We start from the raw sequence: 21762 nt of genomic DNA on the forward strand, positions 1-21762 counted from the left end.
CGCCCGCTTCCTCACGCTTCCGCCCGGGTACACAGGCAGCGCGGAACAGGCGTATCCGTTTCGGAAACCGGTCACGATCACGTCAAGTCGCTCCGTATCGCCGTGCAAGCGGTTTCCCCGTCCGGGTGCCCTCTGAAAGCATCCGGTGAACGATCAGGACGATCGTCCGATCAGGGTTCCACGGGGCGGCACGGGGCGGGGACGGGTGACGGGGTTCGTTTTTCTGCGCGTCGGGGCACACCGGCTGCTCCTGGCCGCCGCCCTCCTCACGGTCCTGCTGACCACGTCCGTGCTCTCCGCGCTCGCCGCGTACTCCGGCTCCGTCGGGGACGCGGCACTCGGGCACACCCTGCGTGGCCGCGCAGCCGCGGACGCCGCGCTCGTCATCACCGCGAACGTTCCGCGGGACCGGCGGGACGCGGCGCAGGAGGCCGCGGTCCGCGGCGCGCGGCGGACCTTCGACGGGCTGCCGGTGACCGTGCGGAAGCTGGAGCGCTCGGGACCGTACGCCCTGCCGCGCTCCCTCCGGACCCCTGAGGCCCGCAACGGCGAACCGGACCTCACCCACTTCGCCACGCTGGACCGGTCGCGGATCAGGCTCGTCTCCGGCGCTCTGCCCGGCCCGGCCCCCTCCTCGCGTACCGCTCCCGTGCCCGTCGCGCTGCCCGAGGCCGCCGCCGGACAGCTGAAGCTGGGTCCCGGAGCGCGGATCACCCTCACCGACCGGCTGGACGACGCGCCCGTACCGGTCCGCGTCACCGGCGTGTACAAGGCACTCGACACGAACGATCCGTACTGGCAGCTCGACGCCCTCGGCGGTCGCGGGATCCGTACCGTCGCCTTCACCACCTACGGTCCGCTGCTCGCCGACCCGTCCGTCCTCACCTCCGGCCGCACCTCCGTCGGCGCCACCGCCTGGGTGGCGGTGGCCGACTACCGGAACATCACCACCGACCGGATCGGCGCCCTGCGCGACGCCTCCGCACGCGGGTCCGAAGTGCTCGGCAAGGACCCGGCGTTCGGCGGCAGCGCGACCGTGCGGTCCTCCCTGCCGGACGTGCTCGACCGGACCGCCCGTGCGCTGCTGGTGTCCCGGTCGACGCTGATGATCGTCGGTGCACAGCTGGTGCTGCTCGCCGGATACGCGCTGCTGCTGATGGCCCGGCTGATCAGTACGGCACGGGCGGGCGAGACCGATCTGCTGCGGGCGCGCGGGGGTTCACGCCGCCGCATCGTGGGTCTCGCGGCGCTGGAGGCACTGCTGCTGGCGGTGCCTGCCGCGGTCTGCGCGCCTCTTCTGTCGGGCCCGCTGACCGGGCTTCTCGCGCGGTGGTCCTCGCTCGACACGATCGGACTGCGGCTCGGCGACGCCCCGACGGGCACGGTCCGGCTCGTCGCAACCTCGGTCGCCCTGTGCTGTGCGGCGGCGGTCGTGGCACCCGCGCTCGCCGCGACGAGCGGTGCGACCGTACGGCTTCGGCGCGGCCGTCCGGCGGCGCTGCCGGCGCCCGTGCGCGCCGGTGCGGATGCCGGGCTGCTGGTGATCGCCGCGGTGGCGTACTGGCAGTTGGACCGGCAGACCACCGCGAGCGGGACGGGCGCCCTCAGCGCCGACCGTGACGGCACTCTCGGCATCGACCCACTGCTCGTCGCGGCGCCGGCGCTGGCGCTGCTCGCCGGTACGGTGCTGACGCTGCGTCTGCTGCCGCCCGCGGCACGGCTCGCGGAGCGGCGGGCGGCGCGTGGGCGAGGTCTGGAAGCCGCCCTGGCGGGCTGGCAGTTCAGCCGGCGTCCGCTGGGCGGGGCGGGGCCCGGTGCTGCTGCTGGTGCTGGCGGTCGCCATGGGCATGCTGGCCGTCGGACAGAGCGCGTCATGGGACCGTTCACAGGCCGACCAGGCCGACTTCAGGACGGGCGCGTCGGTGCGCGTGCTGGAGACCGGCGTCGGCGGTCCCGGCGATGCGGGCCGGTACACGGAACTGCCCGGCGTCCGCCGGGCCGCGCCCGCCCATCGTGCCTCCCTCGGCCTGTCCGGCAACCGTACGGCGACCGTGCTCGCCCTGGACACCTCCCGGGCGGACGAACACCTGCTGATGCGCGGTGACCTGGCGGACGAGCCACCCGGTCGGCTGTTCCAGGCCGTCCGCGCGGTGAAGGGCACACTGCCGGGGATGCCCCTGCCCGAGGACACCAGGCGGCTCACGGTCGAACTGCGCCTCACCGGCGGGAAGTCCGCGCCGGACGCATCCCCGTCCGGGCTCGCGCCGAGATTCACCGTCGTGGTGGAGGATCGCTACGGCATCGCCTACCGGATCCCCGGAGGCGTCGTGCCCGCCGACGGCCGGGCGCACCAGGTCACCGTGGACCTGGACGGGACAGCGGCGGGCGGCCATGCGTCTCCCGCCGGACCGCTCAGCCTGACGGCGCTCCGGCTCGACGGTGAGGTGCCAGAAGGGCGGGCCGAGCTCCGCCTGGACGTCGAACGGCTGCTGGTTGCGGGTCCCGGAGGGCAGTCGCACCCGGTCGCCGCGCCGGACGGGCTGCTCCACTGGCAGGCCACCGTTACCGAGACGGTGGGCGGGGAGCCGCGGAAGCCGGTCACGCTGAGTCCGGCCGCACCGGGGAACTCGCTGCTCACCGTCGCCCACGGCATCGGCCGGAAGCCCACCGGAGCGGGCGCCAGGGGCACGTACTCCGTCCCGACGGAGTTCGGAATCCGTGTCGGAGCGGAGCGCGTGGCCGCGCCCAAGGAGATCCCGGCCGTGGCCACGGACGACTTCCTGAGCGCGTCGGGGGCGAAGCCCGGCGACAGCGTCGAGGTGCCCCTGGCCGGCGAGACCCTGCGGGTGAGGATCGTGCGCACCGTACGGCAGCTGCCGACCACCGGGCCTGGCGCCCTGTCCGCGGTGGCGTCCCCGGCCGAGGAAGGGAGCACCGGCCCCGAGGCCGCCGACGGCGGTGCCCTGCTGCTCGACCTCCGCACGGTCGCCGCGCGTTTCGCAGCGGCCACGGACACCTCCCTGAGGCCCACCGAATGGTGGCTGAGCACAGAACGCGGCAAGGCCGCCGGCCTGGCAGCGGCGCTGCGGCAGCGGCCCGACGCCGCCCCCGGCCAGGTCCTCGTACGCGACGAGGCGGCCGGTGAACTGCTGGGTGATCCCCTTGGCGCGGGACCGCGCTCGGCGCTGCTGGCCGCCGCCGTGGCCGCGGCGGCGCTCGCCGCGGTCGGCTTCGCCGTGAGCGCGGCAGGTTCACTGCGGGAGCGCTCCGCCGAACTCGCCGTCCTGCGGGCCCTGGGCGCACCGCGCCGCAGGCTCGCCCGCATGATCGCCGCCGAACAAGGCGTGCTGGTCGCCATCGCGCTTGTGGTGGGCCTCGCTCTGGGAGCCGTACTCACCCGGGCCGTGGTGCCACTGATCGTGCTGACCGGCCGGGCCACCCAGCCCGTACCGCGCGTACTCGTCGAACTGCCCGTGCCACAGATGGCGCTGCTCGTCCTCGGCGTCGCCGCGCTGCCGCTGCTGAGCGTCGCCACCATCGCCCTGCGCCGCGGCGAACCCGCGGTGACCCTGCGCCACCAGGGGGACAACTGACATGACCGTGCGCACGGACGGTCCGACCGGCCCCACGAGCCCCCGTCGCCCGGTCGCTCCATGGGTGCGGACCCGGCTGCGTACGGCTCCGGGCGCCGCGGCCGCCGTCGGGGCACTGGTGCTGCTGACGGCCTTCCTCGCCGCCGCGTTCCCGCGGGCCGTCGAGGCCTACGAGAACCGGGGACTGCGTCACGCCCTCACCACCGCCCCGCCGTCGCGAAGCGTGCTGGAACTGACCACCCCGCAGCCGCCGCCGGCGCCGGACTCCGTCCGGGAGGCGGCACTGCGGCCCGAGCTGCTGGGGTCGGTGCACCGGAAGGTGCTCGGCCTGCTGTCCGGGCCGCTGCGGGCTGACGCGGCGCAGTCCGCGTACGGAGTGCGGACCGCGAAGCCGCTGGAAGGCCGAGACCCCTGGCTGCCCCGACCCGACTCACGCGCACCCGAGTTCACGCTGGCCGCCCAGTCGGGGCTCGCGGAGCACGCCACCGTACGCAAGGGACGGCTGCCCGCCGCAGACGGACGGGTGACGGCCTCGACGAAGGAGGTCGAGGCCGCCGTGACCGTGGCGACGGCGAAGACGCTGCGCATGGATGTCGGCTCCGTGGTGCACCTGGGCGCGGTGGGCGGCCCGGAGCTCGCGGTACGGATCAGCGGGATCGTCGAGCCCCGCCGCCCTCAGGGCGGTTACTGGTCCGCCGAGCGCACGCTCGGCACACCGGGCCTTGGCGCCAAGCCGGTCAGCCCGCCGCAGGTCTACTGGCAGGCCGGGCTGCTGCTGGCCCCGGAGACCGCGCCCGCGCTGCTCGGCACCGACGGCGATCCGCAGCCGTACTGGCGCATCGCGCCGGAGGCCGGTGGTCTCACCGTGCGGGACGTGCCGGAACTCACCGGCCTGGTCGCGTCCTTCGAAGGCGGTCCCGGTCTGCTGAAGCTGAAGGCGGTCGCCGGTGAGAACGCCGCCCTGACCACCGACCTGGAAGCGCTCCTCGCGTCGTACACCACCATGCGGTCCGCGATCACGCCGGTCGTCGCCGTCGCCGCCTTCGGGATCGGGACGGTCGCCGCCGTCGTCCTCGCCATGACCGGGGGGCTTCTCGCGACGCGCAGAAGCGCCGAACTGGCCCTGCTGCGCGCACGCGGCGGGTCGCTGCCCGGCATCGGTGGCCGGCTGCTCGCCGAGACGGCCGTGGTCGCGCTGCCCGCCGCGGCACTCGGTCTGCTGCTCGCCGTGCTCGTGGTGGCCGGGGCCCGGCTGCTGCCGGCGGTGCTCGCGGCTGCCGGTGTCGCCGCCGTCGCGTGCGCCGCGCTGCCGGTGCGCGCGCTCGTGCTCCACCGCAGACCCCAGGGGCCCGGGGAGCGGGACGATCTGATGCACGCCCGCCCGAGCCGCCGTCGTACGGTCGCCGAACTCACCCTGCTCGTGCCGGCGGTGGGCGCAGTAGTGGCGCTGAGGCGGCGCGGCACGTCCGGGGCGGGCGACCATCTGGTGAGCGCTGCACCGGTGCTGGTCGGCCTGATCGCCGCCGTGGTCCTCGTGCGGCTGTACCCGCTGCCGCTGCGCTGGGCGGCACGACCGGTGGGCCGGCTGCGGGGGGCGGTCGGGTTTCTGGCCCTGGCCCGTACGGGGCGCTCGTCGGCGACGGGTGCGCTGCCCCTGCTGGCGTTGCTGATCGCGCTGACCACGGCGGCCTTCGGCGGTTCTGTGCTGGCCGGGGTCGCCGATGCGCGCGACCGGGCCGCGCTGCTGGCCACCGGCGCGGACGCGCGGATCTCGGGCCCCGGGGACATGGCTGCACTGCCGGGCGGCCTGGAGCGGACGGTGCGGGATGCGCCCGGCGTCCGGGAGGTGACGGCGGTGCGGATCGAGCACGCGCTGGCGCTGCCCTCCCACGCGAACGACATCGGGGACCCGATGAGCGCCTCGCTGGTCGGCGTCGACGCCGGGGCGTACCCGCGGCTGGCCCGGGAGCTCGGGCTCGGCGCGTTTCCGGCGGACGCGCTGAGGACGTCGAAGGACGCGGCCGGGCGGACGGTCCTGGGCGCCGTCGCCTCGCCCGGGGTCGCGAAGTGGCTCGGCAGCGGGCCGCACCGGATCAAGTCGCTCTCCGGGGACTTCGCGGTCGAGGTCACCGAGGTACGGACGCGTACCCCGGCAGTCGCCTCCGCCCAGTTCCTGGTCGTCGACCTGACCCGTCTCACGGACCGGGCCCCGACGGCCCTGCTGGCCACCGGTGAGCGCCTGGACGGCAGGGCCCTGCGGGCCGCGACGGCCGAGGCGGGCAAGGACCTGTCCGTGCGGCTGCGCGGGGAGGAGCGTGCGGCGTTCACCGACTCACCGCTGCAGTCGGGCGCCGAGCGGATCTACACGACGGCGATCGCGGCCGGGGCAGGGTACGCCGTGATCGCGCTGCTGCTCTCGCTGCTGCATTCGGCCCCCGAACGCGCCACGCTGCTCGCCCGGTTGCGCACCATGGGCCTGACCACCCGGCAAGGCCGGCAGCTGCTCGGGCTGGAGGCTCTGCCGCAGGCGATGCTCGCCGCCGGTGGCGGCGTGCTCGTCGGTTGGGCGACCATCCAGCTGCTCGCCCCCGGCGTGGACCTGGTGCGGCTGGCGCTGGCCGCGGCCCCCGGGCTCGCCCCGGTGGACAACGCCTCGCTGCGCGCCGACGCGTGGTCGCTGGCGCTGCCCGCGGCAGGCGTGGTGGTGCTGGCGGGCTCTGTCGCCGCCGTGCAGGCGTGGTGGGCCGGACGGCGCGGATCGCTCACCGAACTCAGGGCAGGAGACATGCGATGACCGATACGACGACCACGCTCGCGGAGCTGGAACGGCGGGCGGTGGCACGCCGCGACCGGCCCGCGTACGGGCACGACGCACTGATCGCCTGCGACCGGCTGGTGCGCATCTTCAGTGCGGACGGCGTGGAGGTGCAGGCGCTCCAGGGACTCGATCTCCTGGTGCGGGAGGGCGAGCTGATGGCCCTGGTCGGTGCCTCCGGCAGCGGCAAGTCGACACTCATGAACATCCTCGCCGGTCTGGACGTGCCCACGGCGGGCGCGGCGAAGGTCGCGGGGCACGACCTGCTGGCGATGGACGCCAAGGCGCGGCTGCGCTACCGCCGGGAGGACGTCGGCTTCGTCTGGCAGCAGACCGCACGCAATCTGCTGCCCTATCTGACCGCTGCGCAGAATGTGGCGCTTCCCATGCAGTTGAAGGGACGGGCGAAGAAGAAGGCGGAGCGCACGCAGGAACTGCTGGCCATGCTGGGTGTCGCCGACTGCCGCGACCGCCGGCCGCACCAGATGTCCGGCGGCCAGCAGCAGCGCGTCGCGATCGCCGTCGCCCTCGCCAACTCGCCCTCCGTGCTGCTGGCGGACGAGCCGACCGGCGAACTGGACTCCGCCACCGGCGAGCAGGTCTTCGCGGCGTTCCGGCGGGCCAACGAGGAGCTCGGCACGACGATCGTGATCGTCACCCACGACCAGGCGGTCGCGGGCGAGGTCCGGCGTACGGTCGCGATCCGCGACGGGCGTACGTCGTCCGAGGTGCTGCGCCGCACCGAGATCGACGCCGCGGGTCAGGAGTCGGTGGTGGCACGGGAGTACGCGATGCTGGACCGGGCGGGTCGGCTCCAGCTGCCCGCCGAGTACACCGAGTCTCTCCGCATGGAGCACCGGGTGGTGCTGGAGCTGGAGCAGGACCACATCGGGGTGTGGCCGGACGACGCGGGCCGCTAGGGACTCTCGTTCGGATCTTGCCGGACTCGCGTGCCCTGGCGCCGCACCTCGCCGCGTTGTCGTCGGTCGCCGACGTTCCCCCAGCCACCGCGGGGAGGTGCCCCCACCGCGTGGGCTCCTTCGTCCCTTCCCGATCCGGGGCCGCTGCCCCCGGACCCCTGACGGACACGCGGGCCTACCCGGGCGGTACCGGTCTGCTTCGGAGCCCGCCCGAAGGGCACACCGGGCCCCGGGGGCCCGCCCCGGGGTGCGGGTCAGCCGAGTCGCTCCGTCACCCACGCATGGAACGCGCCTATGTGGTGTTCGCTGGGCACGAGGACTCCCCCGGTGCGGTACGCACGTGACTCCATGGCCGGCTGAGTGAGCTCGCAGGCCTCGAAGTCCTGCACATTGACCCGGTGGAACAGCTCCACGGACCGGGACAGGTCCCCGCCCGACGCGACGACCTCCGGGGCGTACAGCCAGTCGCACTCGACGAGCGTACGGGCGTGGTTCACCGGGAACATCCGGTGGACGATCACATGGTCGGGCACCAGGTTGACGAAGACCTGCGGTTTGACGGTGACGGCGTAGTAGCGGCGGTCCTGGTCGTCGGTGAGGCCGGGCAGCCTGTCGAAGCCCTCGCTGCCGTCGACCGTGAAGCCCTGCGCCGCGGAGGCGAACTCGGCGCCGTGCCCGACGTAGTACTGGGCCGCGTAGCCCCGGGCGAACTCCGGCAGCACGTCGGTGAGTTCGGGGTGGATCGTGGCGCAGTGGTAACACTCCATGAAGTTCTCGACGATGAGCTTCCAGTTGGCCGCGACGTCGTAGCCGATCCGGTGGCCGAGAACGAGGTCCTCCGTGCCGTAGCGGTCGATGGCCGCGACCTCGCCGAGCCGTTCGACGGCGGCGCCGATGACCGTGTCCTCGAAGGACGGTGGCGCGTCGGCCAGGCACACCCACGCGTAGCCGAGCCATTCACGCAGCGCCACGTTCCGCAGCCCGTACGCGTCACGGTCGATGTCCTTCATCCTCGCGAGGTTGGGCGCGGCGACGAGCCGGCCGTCGAGGTCGTACGTCCACGCGTGGTACGGGCAGCGCAGGATACGGCGGACCTCGCCCGCCGGCTCGGCGCACAGCCGCGCCCCGCGGTGCCGGCAGACATTGAGGAAGGCCCGCAGCGCACCGTCCGCGTTCCGCGTGATCAGGACGTTCTCGGTGCCGACCTGGACGGTGCGGTAGGCGCCGGGCGCGGCGAGCTCCGCCGAGCGCACCGCGCAGAACCACAACGCCTCGAAGATCCGCTCCTGTTCGCGGCGGAACGTCCCGGGGTCGGTGTAGGCACGGCCGGGGAGCGTGGAGATGAGGCTGGACGTCATAGCGGTCTCCCCGGGGCGAACAGGTCGATGGGGTGCGCGGTGGTGCCGGTGAGCGCCAGGTCGGCGAGGATCTCGCCGACGACGGTGACGAACTTGAAGCCGTGCCCTGAGAAGCCGCAGGCCACGGTGACGGACTCCGGATGGGAGGGGTGGCGGGCGATCACGAAGTGCTCGTCGGGGGTGGTGGAGTACATGCAGGTGGCGGCCTTGAGCAGGCCGCCGGGAAGAGTGGGCAGCCGGGGCGCGACCCGGTCGGCCATGGCCTTCGTCTCGTGGTCGTGGACCGTGCGGTCGATCGTGTCCGGGGTGCAGACCGTACCCTTGCGGAAGAAGGCGACCTTGGCGCCGCCCTCGGGCCCGTCGATGGCCGGGAAGCCGTAGATCTGGACCCCGTCGGCGTCCTCCCAGACATAGATCGGGTGCCGGTCGGGTGTGTACGGTCCGATGCCTCCGGCGGGCCGGAACCAGTACATGATCTGCCGCTCGACGGTGATCGGCACCCCGAGGCCGGAGAGCAGCTCGGGGGCCCAGGCGCCGGGACAGACGACAAGCTGTCCCGCCGTGTACACGTCCTCTGCGGTGTGGACCCGTACTCCGCCGCCGTACGTCTCCCAGTGGGTCACCGGTTCCTCGAAGTGGAGCTCGGCGCCGTCGGCGGTGGCGAGCTGGAGGTGGGCGGCGACGGTGTTCGCGGGCCGCAGCAGCCCTGCCCTGGCCTCATAGAGCGCGACTTCGTCGTCGTGTGGCGTGAAGGTCGGAAAGCGCCGGTGCAGCTCCTTCGCGTCGAGCATCTCGTGCGGCAGGTCCCACTGCTGCGCGGAGCGCAGCGCCCCGGCGACCACGCGGGACCCGGGCCGGCCGATCATCACACCGCCGCAGAGCGTGGCGATGTCCCGGCCGCTGTCGCGTTCGAGCCTGTCGTACAGCTCGTAGGCGCGAAGGAGCAGCGGCACATAGGCGGGGTCCTCGAAGTACGACTGACGCGTGATCCGTGAACCGCCGTGGCTGGAGCCCTTGTTGTGCACGGGGCCGTACTTCTCGAGTCCGAGGACGCGGGCGCCGCGTGCCGCTAGATGGTGCGCGGCGGCGCTGCCCATGCCGCCGAGGCCCAGGACGATCACATCGTAGGTCGGTGCCATCCTTCAGCTCCTCAGCGCCGGATCCGGTCCATCTGCGGGTCGATCAGGGGTTCCTCGGCCGTGGTCGCGGCGATCTTCTCACCGAAGTACTCGATGTGGACGGCGGTGCCGGGCGGCAGGGCGGGCGGGAGCCAGGCGTAGGCGACGCAGCGGCCGAGCGTGTAGCCGTAGCCGGCGCTGGTGACGTAACCCCGGACCTCACCGTCGATGTGCACCGGCTCCTTGCCGAGGACGACGGCGGCCGGGTCGTCGACGGTGAGACAGGTGAGCTTCCTGCGGATCCGGTTCCGGTTCCAGTTCCGGCCTTCGGCCCGGCCGTCGTCCCGGCCCTCGGAGGCGAGGGCGGCCCGTCCGAGGAAGTCCCCCTTGTCAGGACGGACGGCGAAGCCGAGCCCTGCCTCGTACGGGGTGTCCTCGGCGGTCATGTCCTGGCCCCAGGCCCGGTAGCCCTTCTCCAGACGCAGGGAGTTGAACGCGCTGCGCCCGGCGGCGATCGCGCCGAGGCCGCGGCCCGCCTCCCACAGCGTGTCCCACAGACGCAGCCCCAGATCGGCGTCCGTGTACAGCTCCCAGCCCAGTTCTCCGACGTAGCTGACGCGCAGGGCCGTCACCGGCACATGGCCGATGTACGTCTCCCTGGCGCGGAAGTACCCGAAGGCCGTATGTGAGAAGTCGTCGCGGGTGAGCGGCTGGACCAGGTCGCGGGCGAGGGGGCCCCAGACGCCGACGCAGCACGTGCCGGACGTGATGTCGCGGATGTGTACGCCGTCGGGGGCGTGGCGCGTCAGCCGGTCCAGGTCGGCCGGAGAGTTGGCGCCGACCTGGAAGCGGTCCGGGCCGAGCCTGGCGACGGTGAGGTCGGAACGTATCCCGGCGCCCTCGTCGAGGAGCAGGGTGTAGGTGACCGCACCGGGCTTGCGGTCCAGCTGGTTCGTCGTCATCCGCTGGAGGAACGCGAGCGAGCCGGGTCCGGTGACTTCGAGACGTCGCAGCGGGGTCATGTCGTACAAGGCGACCCGCTCGCGCGTGGCGAGGGCCTCGGCCGCGGCGATCGGCGACCAGTAGCGGGCGGACCACGCGTCACGGGCGGGCAGCGTGAGCCCGGCGGCCAGCGGGGCGTTGGCCTCGTACCACTGCGGACGTTCCCAGCCGCCGCCCTCCAGGAAGTACGCGCCGAGCTCGCGCTGGCGGATGTGGAAGGGGCTGGTGCGCAGCGGACGCGGCTGTTCCAGGGGCTGGAGGGGATGGACGATGTCGTACACCTCGACGAAGCTCTGTGCGCTGCGGTCGGCGATGTACGGCGGTGTCAGCTGGGCGGACTCGAACCGGGCGATGTCGCACTCATGCAGGTCGAGGGGCGGGCGGCCGTCGGTGAGCCAGTCGGCGACGGCCTCGGCGACCCCGGCGGAGTGGGTGACCCAGACGGCTTCGGCGAGCCAGAAGCCGCGCAGCTCGCGGGATTCTCCGAGGAGCGGCATGCCGTCGGGGGTGAAGGAGAAGATCCCGTTGAAGCCGTGGGCGACCGTGCTGTCCCGCAGGGCGGGCAGCAGGGCGCGGGCGTCCTCCCAGCTCGGTTCGAAGTCCTCGTCGGTGAAGGCGAGTTCGGAGCCGACCGCCGTGAACGGGTCCACGGGCATGGGCCGGTGCGCGTACGAGCCGATGCCGATGCGCTCGCCGTGCGTGCGGAAGTACAGGTCGCGGTCCTGGTGGCGCAGTATCGGCAGCTCCACCGCCCGGCCGGAGAGCCGGGGCAGCGGGCGGGTGGTGGCGTACTGGTGGGCGAGCGGCAGCAGCGGGACGGTCACCCCGGCCATGGCTCCGATCACCGGTCCCCAGAACCCCGCCGCCGAGATCACGATGTCTGCGGGGAAGGTGCCCCTGTCGGTGACGACGCCCGTCACGCGGCCACCGGCCTGCTCGATCCCGGTGACCGTGTGCCGGTCCAGGATCCGGGCCCCGCGCGCGGCTGCCCTGCGGGCCATGGCGGCGGCCGCGTCCACGGCCCGGGCCAGCCCGTCGTCGGGGGTGTGGAAGCCGCCGAGGATCCGGTCGGGGTCGAGCAGCGGCCACAGTTCGCCGCACCGCTCGGGTCCGAGGACCTCGCCGCGCACACCCCAGGAGGCCGCGAGTCCCGCCTTGCGGTGGAGGTCGGCGAGCCGGGCCGGGGTGGTGGCGACTTCGAGCCCGCCCACCGGTTCGAAGGCCCCGAGCTCGGTGAACTTCTCGATGGTGCGGCCCGCGAACGCGCTCATCGTCCTGGACGGATTCGTTCGGAAGACCAGACCGGGCGCGTGGGAGGTGGAGCCGCCCGGTGCGGGCAGCGAACCCTTCTCCAGCACCGTGACCCCGGTCCAGCCGCGGGCCGTGAGCGCGTCGGCGAGACCGCAGCCGACGATTCCGGCACCGATGACGACCACTCGCGTACTGGGCAATGCCCCACCTCTCCGCTGTTGCGTGGTGCACGACGGATTGCGCGATGGGAGACATATTGGGAACGTGGCCCGGTGACCGTCAAGAGTCATGGGTTAACGCTTCGTAAATGGCCGAAGGGATGCGCAAGCGCCGAGCCCCGCCGGCGCGGCCGGGGTGTGTCAGCTGCCGTGTCCGAGCCGGCGGGACAGCTCCCGAGCCGCCGCCGCCGTACGGTCCGCCAGCACCGGCAGCCGCTCCATGACCAGCCGGTACGCGGGCCCCGAGGTGCTGAGAGCGCCGAGCACGGCCCCGTCGTGGCCGCGTACGGGCGCGGCGACCGCGTTCAGCCCGGTCTCCAGCTCTTCCACCGCGGTGGCGAATCCGTTCTCCGCGGTGGCGGCCAGCTGGGCCCTCAGCGTGCGGGCGGACGTGACCGTATGCTCCGTGAACCGCTCCAGACGGCCCGCGAGCACCTCGTCCCTGACCGAGGCCGGACCGTGCGCGAGCAGCACCTTCCCGCTGGAGGTGGCGTGCAGAGGGGTGCGCCGGCCGAGCCAGTTGTACGAGGTGACGGACGCCTGGCCGCGGGCCTGGGCGATATTGACGGCGGCCGGCCCGTCCAGCACGGCGATGTTGACCGTCTCACCGAGCTCGTCGGCGAGTTCACGGCAGAGCGGTACGCCCTCCTGGGAGATGTCCAGCCGGACGGCGGCGGCTCCGGCGAGGCGCAGCACCCCGGCGCCCAGGTAGTACTTGCCCCGCTCCCTGGACTGGGCGACGAGGCCCCGGTTCTCGAGGACACCGAGCAGCCGGAACGCCGTCGAGCGGTGCACACCGAGCTCATTGGCGATCTCCGTGACCCCCGCCTCGCCGTGCCGGGCCAGACTCTCCAGCACGCTCACGGCACGGTCCACCGACTGCACGGAACTCGCCTTGTCCGTCATCGCCATCGCCACCAGCCCCCGATGCAGGTGTTGCCCATCGCGCACTCCCGTTGCACCGGTCGCGCCGACGGCTCACCTGCCCGGTCCGGGGGACCTTATGCGGGCCTGTTTCCCGGGGCTGGTTCTCACGGTTCGTCACCGGGCTCGTCGCCGGGCCCGGTTCCCGTGCCCGCGATGCGGCCGCCCGGGCGCTCAGGCGGGGGTGACGGTCAGCCCGCCGAGTCCGCCCGTGCGTACGGCCACAGAGCCGAACGGTGTACGCAGCCGGAGCCAGCCGCCCGCGGCGAACAGCGCCGCGCCCGGCACGCCCTGCGGCGTCGGGCGCAGGAAGCCGAGGGACTGCGCCGCGTGCACGGCACGCAGCGGCAGGCCGGTGTCACCGAGGGTGCGGGACCAGATCTCGCGGCCGATACGGTCACGTTCGGCGCGGCTGCGCCGCTCGTGCGGCAACGCCTCGTCACGGGAACGGAATTCGGTGACCGCGGCCGCCACCGCGGCCCGCATCTCGGGGAGGCCGGGCAGTCCCGGAAGTTCTCGCCAACCGCCGCGCGGCGGAAGTACCCCCGCCCACGGGGGCCCGGTGACCGCGGCCGGAACGGCGAGATGCACGCCTTCGACGGATTCCAGCAGCTCGCCGGCGGAGACGGTGACGTCCAGCCGGAGGTCCTCGTCGGGCTCCGCCAGCCGGGCCGTACGGATCGCGAGGACCTCGAACGACGGCGGCCTGCCGAACACGGCGAGGCTGTTCTGCCTCCCTCTGGCACCGGCCGCCTGGAGCCGGACCGCGGCGGCCCGGTCGTAGTGGATCAGCCGGCCGAGGAAGGCGGCGAGGTCCGCCGCCTCCCTCGCGTCGGCGAGCCGCAGGGTCTGCACGGGCGCTGTCATGCCGCGACCGGGTCCTCCACGCCTTCGTCCAGGTACTCCAGGAGGAAGGACTTCTCCTCGGCGCTGATCCGGCGCGGGCGCGCCGCCGCCAGGTCGTAGGGCACCACGATCGTCGAGGCCCGGACGTACACCTGGTCCGGATCCTTGATCTCGTACGCGATCGTCAGCGACGCCGCGCCGATCTTGGTCACCCACGACTCGACGGTCACCGGCTCATGCCGGTGGACCAGCGGCCGTACGTAGTCGATCTCATGACGGGCCACGACGGACCCTCCGGAGAACGACGGGGAACCGTCCCCCGGCGCCAGCCGGAACATGAAGTCGATGCGGGCCTCCTCCAGATAGCGGAGGAAGACCACATTGTTGACGTGCCCGAAGGCATCCATGTCCGACCAGCGCAGGGGGCACTGGTAGATGTGCCGAGCCACTGACTTCCTGCCTCAGCCCCGGGTGAGCTTCTTGTAGGTGGCGCGATGCGGACGGGCCGCGTCCGCACCGAGCCGCTCCACCTTGTTCTTCTCGTACGACTCGAAGTTGCCCTCGAACCAGAACCACTTGGAGTCGCCCTCGTACGCCAGGATGTGCGTGGCCACGCGGTCGAGGAACCAGCGGTCGTGGGAGACGACCACGGCGCAGCCGGGGAACTCCAGCAACGCGTTCTCCAGCGAGGACAGGGTCTCGACGTCGAGGTCGTTGGTCGGCTCGTCGAGGAGCAGCAGGTTGCCGCCCTGCTTGAGGGTGAGCGCCAGGTTGAGGCGGTTGCGCTCACCGCCGGAGAGGACCCCGGCCGGCTTCTGCTGGTCCGGTCCCTTGAAGCCGAACGCGGAGACGTAGGCGCGGGACGGCATCTCGACCTGGCCGACGTTGATGTAGTCCAGCTCGTCGGAGACGACGGCCCACAGCGTCTTCTTCGGGTCGATGTTCTCGCGGCTCTGGTCGACGTACGAGATCTTGACGGTGTCGCCGACCTTGATCTTGCCGGCGTCGGGCTCCTCAAGACCCTGGATCATCTTGAACAGCGTGGTCTTGCCGGCTCCGTTCGGCCCGATGATGCCGACGATGCCGTTGCGCGGCAGCGTGAAGGAGAGGTCGTCGATGAGGACCTTCTCGCCGAAGGCCTTGCTCAGGTTCTCGATCTCGACGACGACGCTGCCCAGACGCGGGCCCGGCGGGATCTGGATCTCCTCGAAGTCCAGCTTCCGCATCTTGTCGGCCTCGGCGGCCATCTCCTCGTAGCGGGCCAGACGGGCCTTGGACTTGGCCTGGCGTCCCTTGGCATTGGAGCGGACCCACTCCAGCTCTTCCTTGAGCCGCTTCTGCCGCTTGGCGTCCTTCTGGCCCTCGACCTTGAGACGGGAGGCCTTGTTCTCCAGGTAGGTGGAGTAGTTGCCCTCGTAGGGGTGGGCCCGGCCGCGGTCGAGCTCCAGGATCCACTGGGCGACGTTGTCGAGGAAGTACCGGTCGTGGGTGACCGCGACGACGGTGCCGGGGTACTTGGCGAGGTGCTGCTCCAGCCACTGCACCGACTCTGCGTCGAGGTGGTTGGTGGGCTCGTCGAGCAGCAGCAGGTCGGGGGCCTCGAGCAGCAGCTTGCAGAGCGCGACGCGACGGCGCTCACCACCGGAGAGGTTGGTGACCGCCCAGTCGCCGGGCGGGCAGCCCAGCGCGTCCATGGCCTGCTCCAGCTGGGTGTCCAGGTCCCAGGCGTTGGCGTGGTCGAGGTCCTCCTGGAGCTTGCCCATCTCCTCCATCAGCGCGTCGGAGTAGTCGGTCGCCATCAGCTCCGCGACCTCGTTGAAGCGGTGGAGCTTCCCCATGATCTCGGCGGCGCCGTCCTGGACGTTCTGCAGGACGGTCTTGGACTCGTCGAGCGGCGGCTCCTGGAGGAGCATGCCGACGGTGTATCCGGGCGAGAGGAAGGCGTCACCGTTCGACGGCTGCTCCAGACCCGCCATGATCTTCAGAACGGTGGACTTTCCGGCACCGTTCGGGCCGACCACACCGATCTTCGCACCGGGCAGGAAGCTCAGCGTGACGTCGTCAAGGATGACCTTGTCGCCGTGCGCCTTGCGCGTCTTGCGCATGGTGTAGATGTACTCAGCCAAGAGAAACCGTCCGGCAATAGGGGAGTGGGCAGATACACCCCATCTTGCCTGACCGCCACCCCGGGAACGAAACCAGTAAGGCAAGGTGCTCCTGACCTGGCCCTTCCGGATTCATTTCCCGTAGCCGATCTGTCACTGGCGGTCGCCGCCGGTCGGCGTGGAGCCGCCTCGCGGGGTCCGCGGATGCCGGGGCCACGGCCGACGCCCCGGTCAGCTGGGACCGGCCGCGGCACAGTGCACGCAGGTGGTCGCCGCCGGGCGCACCTCCAGGCGCTCCGCCGGGATCGGCTCGCCGCACCCCTCGCACCGCCCGTAGTCGCCTCGCTCCAGCCTTTCCTGTGCGCGGTCGAGGTCGGCCAGATGTTCGCGCGCCTGTGCCAGCAGCGACGCGACATGCGCCCGCTCGAAGGCGGTGCTGGATCCCTCAGGGTCGTGCTCGTCGTCGACCGCCACCAGGGCGTTGGCCTCGACGATCCCGTCGAACTCACGACTCAGTGCCGCGATCTGCGCGCCCGTACCGGCACGCTCGGCCGCCAGCCGCTCGCGGACCGACTCCCGCTCGATCGGAGGGGAAACGCCATCAGCGGACGATTCGCTCATTCGTACATCAACAACGGCACTCGCGGTTCACATTCCCCCACCTCGGCCGCCCGCCGAGTGAGAGCCGGTCGCTGGGCCTGGGCGGCAGACCGGTCGATCCCGGCACGCCGGCTGCCCGGGCGTTCATGGCATCAGCTCGAGCCGGTCGTACTGGTGCGCCTGTCCCCCGACCCACTCGATCCAGGTCGGATCGTCGATCAACGCCTCCGCACCAGGCAGCCCCGCGCGGCGGAGAAGCTCCAACAGATCCCGGTCGGAGCGGGCGAGCCCGATGATCTGGTTGCGTACCGTGATGCGCCGGCCCCCGGAGGGCGATATCCGGTGCACGACGATCGGCACACGACTCATGCATCCAGGTTGCGCCGGAGGGCGTCCGGGAGCACGCGGACCCGTCGGGGACGTGACAGCGGTCCCGGGGACGGACCGGGCGGTCGAAGCAGGACCCTCATCGGCAGGACCACGCCCGTGCACCCCTCCGGCCTTGGGCACTCCCGGGCCCCCGGCCCCCGGCGGCGGCCTCCCGCTACGACGACGGACCCGTTGCGGGCGCTGTACGGAGCCGTCGTCGGCGCGCTGTCACGGTGGATTCACCGTCGGCGGCTCATTCCTCGGTGGAGGGCGCCTTCTTCTTGCGTACGAGGAAGACGGCGGCGCCGCCCGCGAGCACGAGCACGATCGCTACGCCCGCGACGAGCGGGGTGGCGTTCGACGTGCCGGTCGCGGCGAGGTTCACGTCACCGCCCGAAGTGCCGCCCACCGATGCGGGACCGGGCTGGGAGGACGGCTGGTCCGGGGCAGGGCCTGCACTGCCGGACGTCTTGCAGTCCAGCAGACCCTTGAAGTTCTTCGAGAACCCGCCGGGCCCGGTGATCGTGAAATCGTACGCCTGGTCCTCGGGCACCGGGACGGTGACGGTGCGGGATTCACCGGCGGCGATGGTGTGCTTGAAGCCCATCAGCTCGAAGGTGAACGCCTCGTCGCCCTTGTTGGTGGCTGTGATGTCGACGCCACCCTTTGCACAGTTCTTCTCGGCCGACAGCGCAGGGATCGGCCCCTTCTTCGCCCAGGTGGCGGTGGCGTTCGCGGACACCGTGGACTGGCTGGACCCGGCCAGGATCTGGGTCTGGCTCTTGGTCACCCCTGCGAACGCCCGGCCGACCGGCACCGACGTGGTCGCCTGCAGGGTGAGCGAGGCCGTACCGTCGGCGGCCCCCGAAGGTATGTCGAGATACAGCCGGCTGCCGTTGACGGCGGAGGTCACCGGCCTGCCGTCCTTGCCGGTGACCTTGATACCGCTGGCGGCGGCATCGGCGGGAGGGTTCACGGTGACGCGGTCGGCGTCGGTCCGTATCGTGACCGGCCCGAGCCGCTCGCCGGCCTTCCCGGAGACCGCGTTCGGCTCCAGACTGAGCGAGGCACGGGGCTCTTCGGTGTTCTGCGCCTTCTTCTCGAGCCAGTCGGCGAGCTTCTCGGCGGCCGGGTCGAGCGCCTCGACCTCCGCACCGTCCGAGTACCTCCAGATGGCGACCTGGGTGCCCGCCGCCGCGGTCCGCTCGGTGAGCGGCCCCGTACCGGCCTGGTCGGCCAGCGCCATGAGGTCGTCGACCTGAGGGTAGGAGTGCTGCAGGATCCAGCGGATCCTGCCGGCGTTCTCGTTGGCACCGAGCGAGGTCTGGTCCCAGGGGGTCTCCAGGTACTTGGCCTGCTCCTGGGTGGGGTTGTGGATGTCGATGCAGTACGTCTTGAGCCTGCCACCGCCGTCGACCGTCATCTCGAAGAGGCCGGCGGGCACTTCCTGGTCGCGGCCACCGTCGTGCAGCACGGCACGGTCGAACGTGGTCAGGCCGTCCAGGGTGGCGGAGGCGCCGCCCGTGTGCTGGGGGGCCTCGTCGGCCACAGCGGGTCCGGCGATGAGTACCGACCCTGCCGCGAACAGCCCTGGCACCAAAGCTGCCACGGCCGGACGGACGGCTCCCCGCCGACGTACAGAGAACGCAGAAAACACAGAATTCCCCTCCGGGCGAGGCGCTTTCGCGTGGGGTGCGTGGGGGGAGTGCCTCGCCTGCATACTCAAGTGCCCCGTGAATACTGGGGAATCCTAAAGAGGCACTGCCCCCGGGTGCCCCGTCATGCCGCGACATAACCATTCCGAATCGGAATCGTTATCGCGGCCTCCGCATCCCCTGACCAACTATCGACAAATCTCCACAACCCCAGGTCAGGGCGCTGACGCGGAATCCGTGCCGGCGGTGGTTGCCGCGGATGCGGCGGTTACGAGGACGCGCTCGCCCGGCCCACCCCTGCCGTCGCCGTGCCCGTTGCCCCCGTCAGGTGGCCTCGCGTGACCGAAGGAGGCCGAGGGACCGGAGGGATCGGACGCGCCAGGGCGCGGCCCGGCGGGGGCAACGGAGGCGTCCGCCGCCCCGACGACCTCAGGCCCAGGCTCCCGGGAGCCGGTGTCCGGGCCCTGGCCCGGTGGGCCCTGACGCGCCCACAGGTCGTCCGCCGGGTCGGCTCCGCGTGCCGCTGCTCGCTCTGCAGGCGGATCACCGCCCGCCCCGTCGCCGCCCATCCGGCCGCTCGGACGGCCCGTCAGCTGTGGCTCGCCTCTGGCGACCCGCCGGAACGCGGACGTACCACGCGTCATGTCGTGCCCGACCGCCACGGCGTCGACGTCGACGGACGTCCGCCGCTGCCCGTCACGTTCCTCTTCCCGCACCCTCAGCCGGCCGTACAGCACAAGTGGTTCGCCGACAGAGACCGAGGCTGCCAGATTCAGCCCGAGCGAACGCCACGCCCACACCGTGTAGAAGCTGGTGGGACCGTCCGTCCAGAACTCTCGCTGCCGATCCCATCGGCGCGAGCCCACCGCGAATCGGAATCGCGCGTATCCCCCGCCGGCCGATTCCCGGTATTCCACGCCTGTGGCTACGTTTCCGACAAGCGTCACCATCGTCTCGTTCATGATCTTTCCCCTCCTGCTTCGGCGGACCGCCCGCCGCACTGACCGGTCCCCATGCTGCTCCGGCGCAGGACTTCCCGCTGGTGCCTGTGGATGCCCCCATACATGTGGAAAACCCCGCCACCGAAACGAGTGGCGAGGTCTTCGGCGTCCACAATGCCGACAGCGACAGAGGCACAGGCCCAGGCAGAGGCAGAGGCAGAGGCAGAGAGAGGTACGTCAGCGTCTGGACACCGCCACGTACTGATCCCGCACCTCCCGGTACCGCAACAGCTCCGACGCGATCGGATCGAGGACCCTCGCCCGCCCGCAGGCCGCCGCGGCCTCTTTGAGCCGCCGCTCCGCGTCCTGCCCGTACCGCCGTGCCGGCCCCTTCGCCGCTGCCGCGCACGCCCATTCCACCAGCGGTCCTCCGATGATCCCGGCGAGCATCAGGAGCACCGGCGGCACCAGCATCGGCTCCATGACCCCGATGATCTGCCCCACCAGCCACAGCCCTCCGAACACCTGAAGCAGCGTCATGGCGGCCTGCGCCAGCACCGCGGCCGGCCACCACGTGGGCCGCGGCGGCCGGGCGGCCGGGGTGCCCAGGGTCACAGCGAGCTCGTCCAGGGCCTCGGGCAGACCGTCCGCCCCGCGCACCGCGGCCTCACGCACGGCCTGCGCCCAGGGCGCGGGCAGGCCCTGGACCGCCTCGTCCGCGACGATGCGTACCGCCTGCTCCACCCGCTGCCGGGCGGTGAGCTCCTCCTCCACCGGCTCCGGCGGCTGCGGCAGCCCGCCTCCGGGGGTGCGGACCCGCTCGTACCAGCGCCACAACCGCAGCCAGGGCGTACCGCAGGCACGCCCCGCGTTTCTGCGCCACTGGCGTTCGGCCTCCTCTCCGACCGCCGTGGCCCCGACCGCGCGTGCCAGCCGGGCGGCGAAGTCGTCACGTGCGCGCTCGTGGAGTCCGGGCTGCCCGTCGGCGAGGTACAGGGATCGCAGCCGCGCCGCCGCCGCGTCCACGTCGGCGGAGATACGCCGGGCGGGGGCGGTGCGCTCCTGCACAAAGCGTCCGAGCAGCTCCCGCAGGTCGCCGACGCCCTCGCCGGTGAGGGCCGAAAGGGCGAGCACGGTGGCGCCGGGCTCGCCGTGCTCGCCCACGGCGATGCCGTCCTCGTCGAGGAGGCGGCGCAGATCGTCGAGCACCTGGTCGGCGGCCTCGCCGGGAAGCCGGTCGATCTGGTTGAGGACGACGAACGTGACCTCGGCGTGCCCCGCGAGGGGACGCAGATAGCGCTCGTGCAGGGCGGCGTCGGCGTACTTCTCCGGGTCGACGACCCAGATGACCGCGTCGACCAGCGCCAGCACCCGGTCCACCTGCTCCCGGTGCACGGTCAGCGCCGAGTCGTGATCGGGCAGGTCCACCAGGACGAGCCCCTGCAGCGCCTCGTCGCCGGACCCGCCCGCCAGCGGCCGACGGCGCAGCCGTCCGGGGATGGCGAGCCGGTCGAGCAGCCCTGCGGCGCCCTCGGACCAGCTGAGCGAGATCGGCGCGGACGTCGTGGGCCTGCGCAGTCCGGTCTCAGAAACAGGCACGCCGGCCAGGGCGTTGAACAGCGTCGACTTACCGCTGCCGGTCGCGCCCGCGATGGCGACGACGGTGTGCTGCGACGACAGGCGCTGGCGCGTCGCCGCCTCGTCGAGTACTCGGCCCGCCTCGTCGAGGGCCCGGCCCTCCAGGCGGGCACGGGAAAGGCCGACGAGCTCGCGGAGGGCGTCCAGGCGGGCGCGAAGCGGAGCGGCATAGGGACCTCCGACGGGGACGTGCTGCTCCTCTGCGAAACCCTCCTCCTCGAAGGCGGACGGTTCCACGGCCCGCCGGGCGATGAGGCCGTCGTCCCAGCGGCCGCCGTCCCCTGACTCCCCGTCCTCGAACCGCTCGGCCTCCTCTGCGGCGTTCCTCACGCCCTCGTCCCCCGCATGCACCGCGCGGGACCCGTGGCCCTCCACGGAGCTCTGGACGGGCCTTTCGGCGGCCGTCCCG

Annotated in this window: 13 protein-coding genes and 2 pseudogenes; 3 read left to right on the forward strand and 12 right to left on the reverse strand. The window is 72.5% G+C overall.

The window, feature by feature from the left end:
* Window positions 1-205: 205 nt before the first annotated feature.
* The 3 genes and pseudogenes from ACFU5O_RS03315 to ACFU5O_RS03325 all read left to right on the forward strand — a co-directional run bounded on the left by ACFU5O_RS03315 (window position 206) and on the right by ACFU5O_RS03325 (window position 7328).
* Window positions 206-3593 (forward strand): annotated as a pseudogene (locus tag ACFU5O_RS03315) (FtsX-like permease family protein).
* Window position 3594: 1 nt separating this feature from the next.
* Window positions 3595-6387, forward strand: a complete 2793-nt coding sequence (locus ACFU5O_RS03320) for an ABC transporter permease (RefSeq protein ID WP_384235689.1) — start codon at window positions 3595-3597, stop codon at window positions 6385-6387.
* Window positions 6384-7328, forward strand: coding sequence for an ABC transporter ATP-binding protein (locus ACFU5O_RS03325; protein ID WP_384235691.1), 945 nt, complete (start codon window positions 6384-6386; stop codon window positions 7326-7328). Before ACFU5O_RS03320 ends, ACFU5O_RS03325 begins: the two co-directional genes overlap by 4 nt.
* Window positions 7329-7582: 254 nt before the next feature.
* Here ACFU5O_RS03325 and ACFU5O_RS03330 read toward each other — a convergent pair whose 3' ends face one another.
* The 12 genes and pseudogenes from ACFU5O_RS03330 to ACFU5O_RS03385 all read right to left on the reverse strand — a co-directional run bounded on the left by ACFU5O_RS03330 (window position 7583) and on the right by ACFU5O_RS03385 (window position 21704).
* A complete protein-coding gene (locus ACFU5O_RS03330; RefSeq protein WP_384235693.1) occupies window positions 7583-8686 on the reverse strand; it encodes an aromatic ring-hydroxylating dioxygenase subunit alpha in 1104 nt (367 codons plus the stop codon).
* Complete coding sequence (gene solA, locus ACFU5O_RS03335; protein ID WP_384235695.1) at window positions 8683-9825, reverse strand: N-methyl-L-tryptophan oxidase; 1143 nt, start codon at window positions 9823-9825, stop codon at window positions 8683-8685. Before solA ends, ACFU5O_RS03330 begins: the two co-directional genes overlap by 4 nt.
* Before the next feature lie 11 nt (window positions 9826-9836).
* Window positions 9837-12347, reverse strand: a complete 2511-nt coding sequence (locus ACFU5O_RS03340) for an FAD-dependent oxidoreductase (protein WP_384235697.1) — start codon at window positions 12345-12347, stop codon at window positions 9837-9839.
* A gap of 69 nt (window positions 12348-12416) precedes the next feature.
* On the reverse strand, window positions 12417-13187 hold the full coding sequence (locus ACFU5O_RS03345) for an IclR family transcriptional regulator (RefSeq protein WP_384235699.1): 771 nt from the start codon (window positions 13185-13187) through the stop codon (window positions 12417-12419).
* 186 nt (window positions 13188-13373) lie between these two features.
* The gene (locus ACFU5O_RS03350; RefSeq protein WP_384235701.1) at window positions 13374-14066 is read right to left on the reverse strand and encodes a hypothetical protein; all 693 of its coding nucleotides are present in this window, start codon (window positions 14064-14066) and stop codon (window positions 13374-13376) included.
* Window positions 14063-14494, reverse strand: coding sequence for an acyl-CoA thioesterase (locus tag ACFU5O_RS03355; RefSeq protein ID WP_384235703.1), 432 nt, complete (start codon window positions 14492-14494; stop codon window positions 14063-14065). Before ACFU5O_RS03355 ends, ACFU5O_RS03350 begins: the two co-directional genes overlap by 4 nt.
* A 12-nt stretch (window positions 14495-14506) precedes the next feature.
* The gene (ettA, locus tag ACFU5O_RS03360) at window positions 14507-16171 is read right to left on the reverse strand and encodes an energy-dependent translational throttle protein EttA (protein ID WP_384235705.1); all 1665 of its coding nucleotides are present in this window, start codon (window positions 16169-16171) and stop codon (window positions 14507-14509) included.
* A gap of 210 nt (window positions 16172-16381) precedes the next feature.
* Window positions 16382-16771, reverse strand: a complete 390-nt coding sequence (locus ACFU5O_RS03365; RefSeq protein WP_384235708.1) for a TraR/DksA family transcriptional regulator — start codon at window positions 16769-16771, stop codon at window positions 16382-16384.
* A gap of 123 nt (window positions 16772-16894) precedes the next feature.
* Window positions 16895-17119, reverse strand: coding sequence for a hypothetical protein (locus ACFU5O_RS03370; RefSeq protein WP_384235710.1), 225 nt, complete (start codon window positions 17117-17119; stop codon window positions 16895-16897).
* 253 nt (window positions 17120-17372) lie between these two features.
* Window positions 17373-18839: a Cys-Gln thioester bond-forming surface protein gene (locus ACFU5O_RS03375; protein ID WP_384236400.1), complete on the reverse strand. Its 1467-nt coding sequence runs from the start codon at window positions 18837-18839 to the stop codon at window positions 17373-17375.
* A gap of 462 nt (window positions 18840-19301) precedes the next feature.
* Window positions 19302-19736: pseudogene (locus ACFU5O_RS03380) on the reverse strand (single-stranded DNA-binding protein); the annotation flags it as partial.
* A 216-nt stretch (window positions 19737-19952) separates the two neighbouring features.
* Window positions 19953-21704, reverse strand: coding sequence for a GTPase (locus ACFU5O_RS03385; protein ID WP_384236403.1), 1752 nt, complete (start codon window positions 21702-21704; stop codon window positions 19953-19955).
* Window positions 21705-21762: the final 58 nt, after the last annotated feature.

Origin of the sequence: Streptomyces sp. NPDC057445 (assembly GCF_042802855.1) — a bacterium.
In the GTDB taxonomy this organism is placed as follows: domain Bacteria; phylum Actinomycetota; class Actinomycetes; order Streptomycetales; family Streptomycetaceae; genus Streptomyces.

Excerpts from the sequence above, each read along its gene's own strand:
- ACFU5O_RS03320 (WP_384235689.1), top strand. The coding sequence starts at position 3,595 with ATGACCGTGCGCACGGACGGTCCGACCGGCCCCACGAGCCCCCGTCGC.
- ACFU5O_RS03325 (WP_384235691.1), top strand. The coding sequence starts at position 6,384 with ATGACCGATACGACGACCACGCTCGCGGAGCTGGAACGGCGGGCGGTG.
- ACFU5O_RS03330 (WP_384235693.1), bottom strand. The coding sequence starts at position 8,686 with ATGACGTCCAGCCTCATCTCCACGCTCCCCGGCCGTGCCTACACCGAC.
- solA (WP_384235695.1), bottom strand. The coding sequence starts at position 9,825 with ATGGCACCGACCTACGATGTGATCGTCCTGGGCCTCGGCGGCATGGGC.
- ACFU5O_RS03340 (WP_384235697.1), bottom strand. The coding sequence starts at position 12,347 with ATGACTCTTGACGGTCACCGGGCCACGTTCCCAATATGTCTCCCATCG.
- ACFU5O_RS03345 (WP_384235699.1), bottom strand. The coding sequence starts at position 13,187 with ATGGCGATGACGGACAAGGCGAGTTCCGTGCAGTCGGTGGACCGTGCC.
- ACFU5O_RS03350 (WP_384235701.1), bottom strand. The coding sequence starts at position 14,066 with ATGACAGCGCCCGTGCAGACCCTGCGGCTCGCCGACGCGAGGGAGGCG.
- ACFU5O_RS03365 (WP_384235708.1), bottom strand. The coding sequence starts at position 16,771 with ATGAGCGAATCGTCCGCTGATGGCGTTTCCCCTCCGATCGAGCGGGAG.
- ACFU5O_RS03370 (WP_384235710.1), bottom strand. The coding sequence starts at position 17,119 with ATGAGTCGTGTGCCGATCGTCGTGCACCGGATATCGCCCTCCGGGGGC.
- ACFU5O_RS03375 (WP_384236400.1), bottom strand. The coding sequence starts at position 18,839 with ATGCAGGCGAGGCACTCCCCCCACGCACCCCACGCGAAAGCGCCTCGC.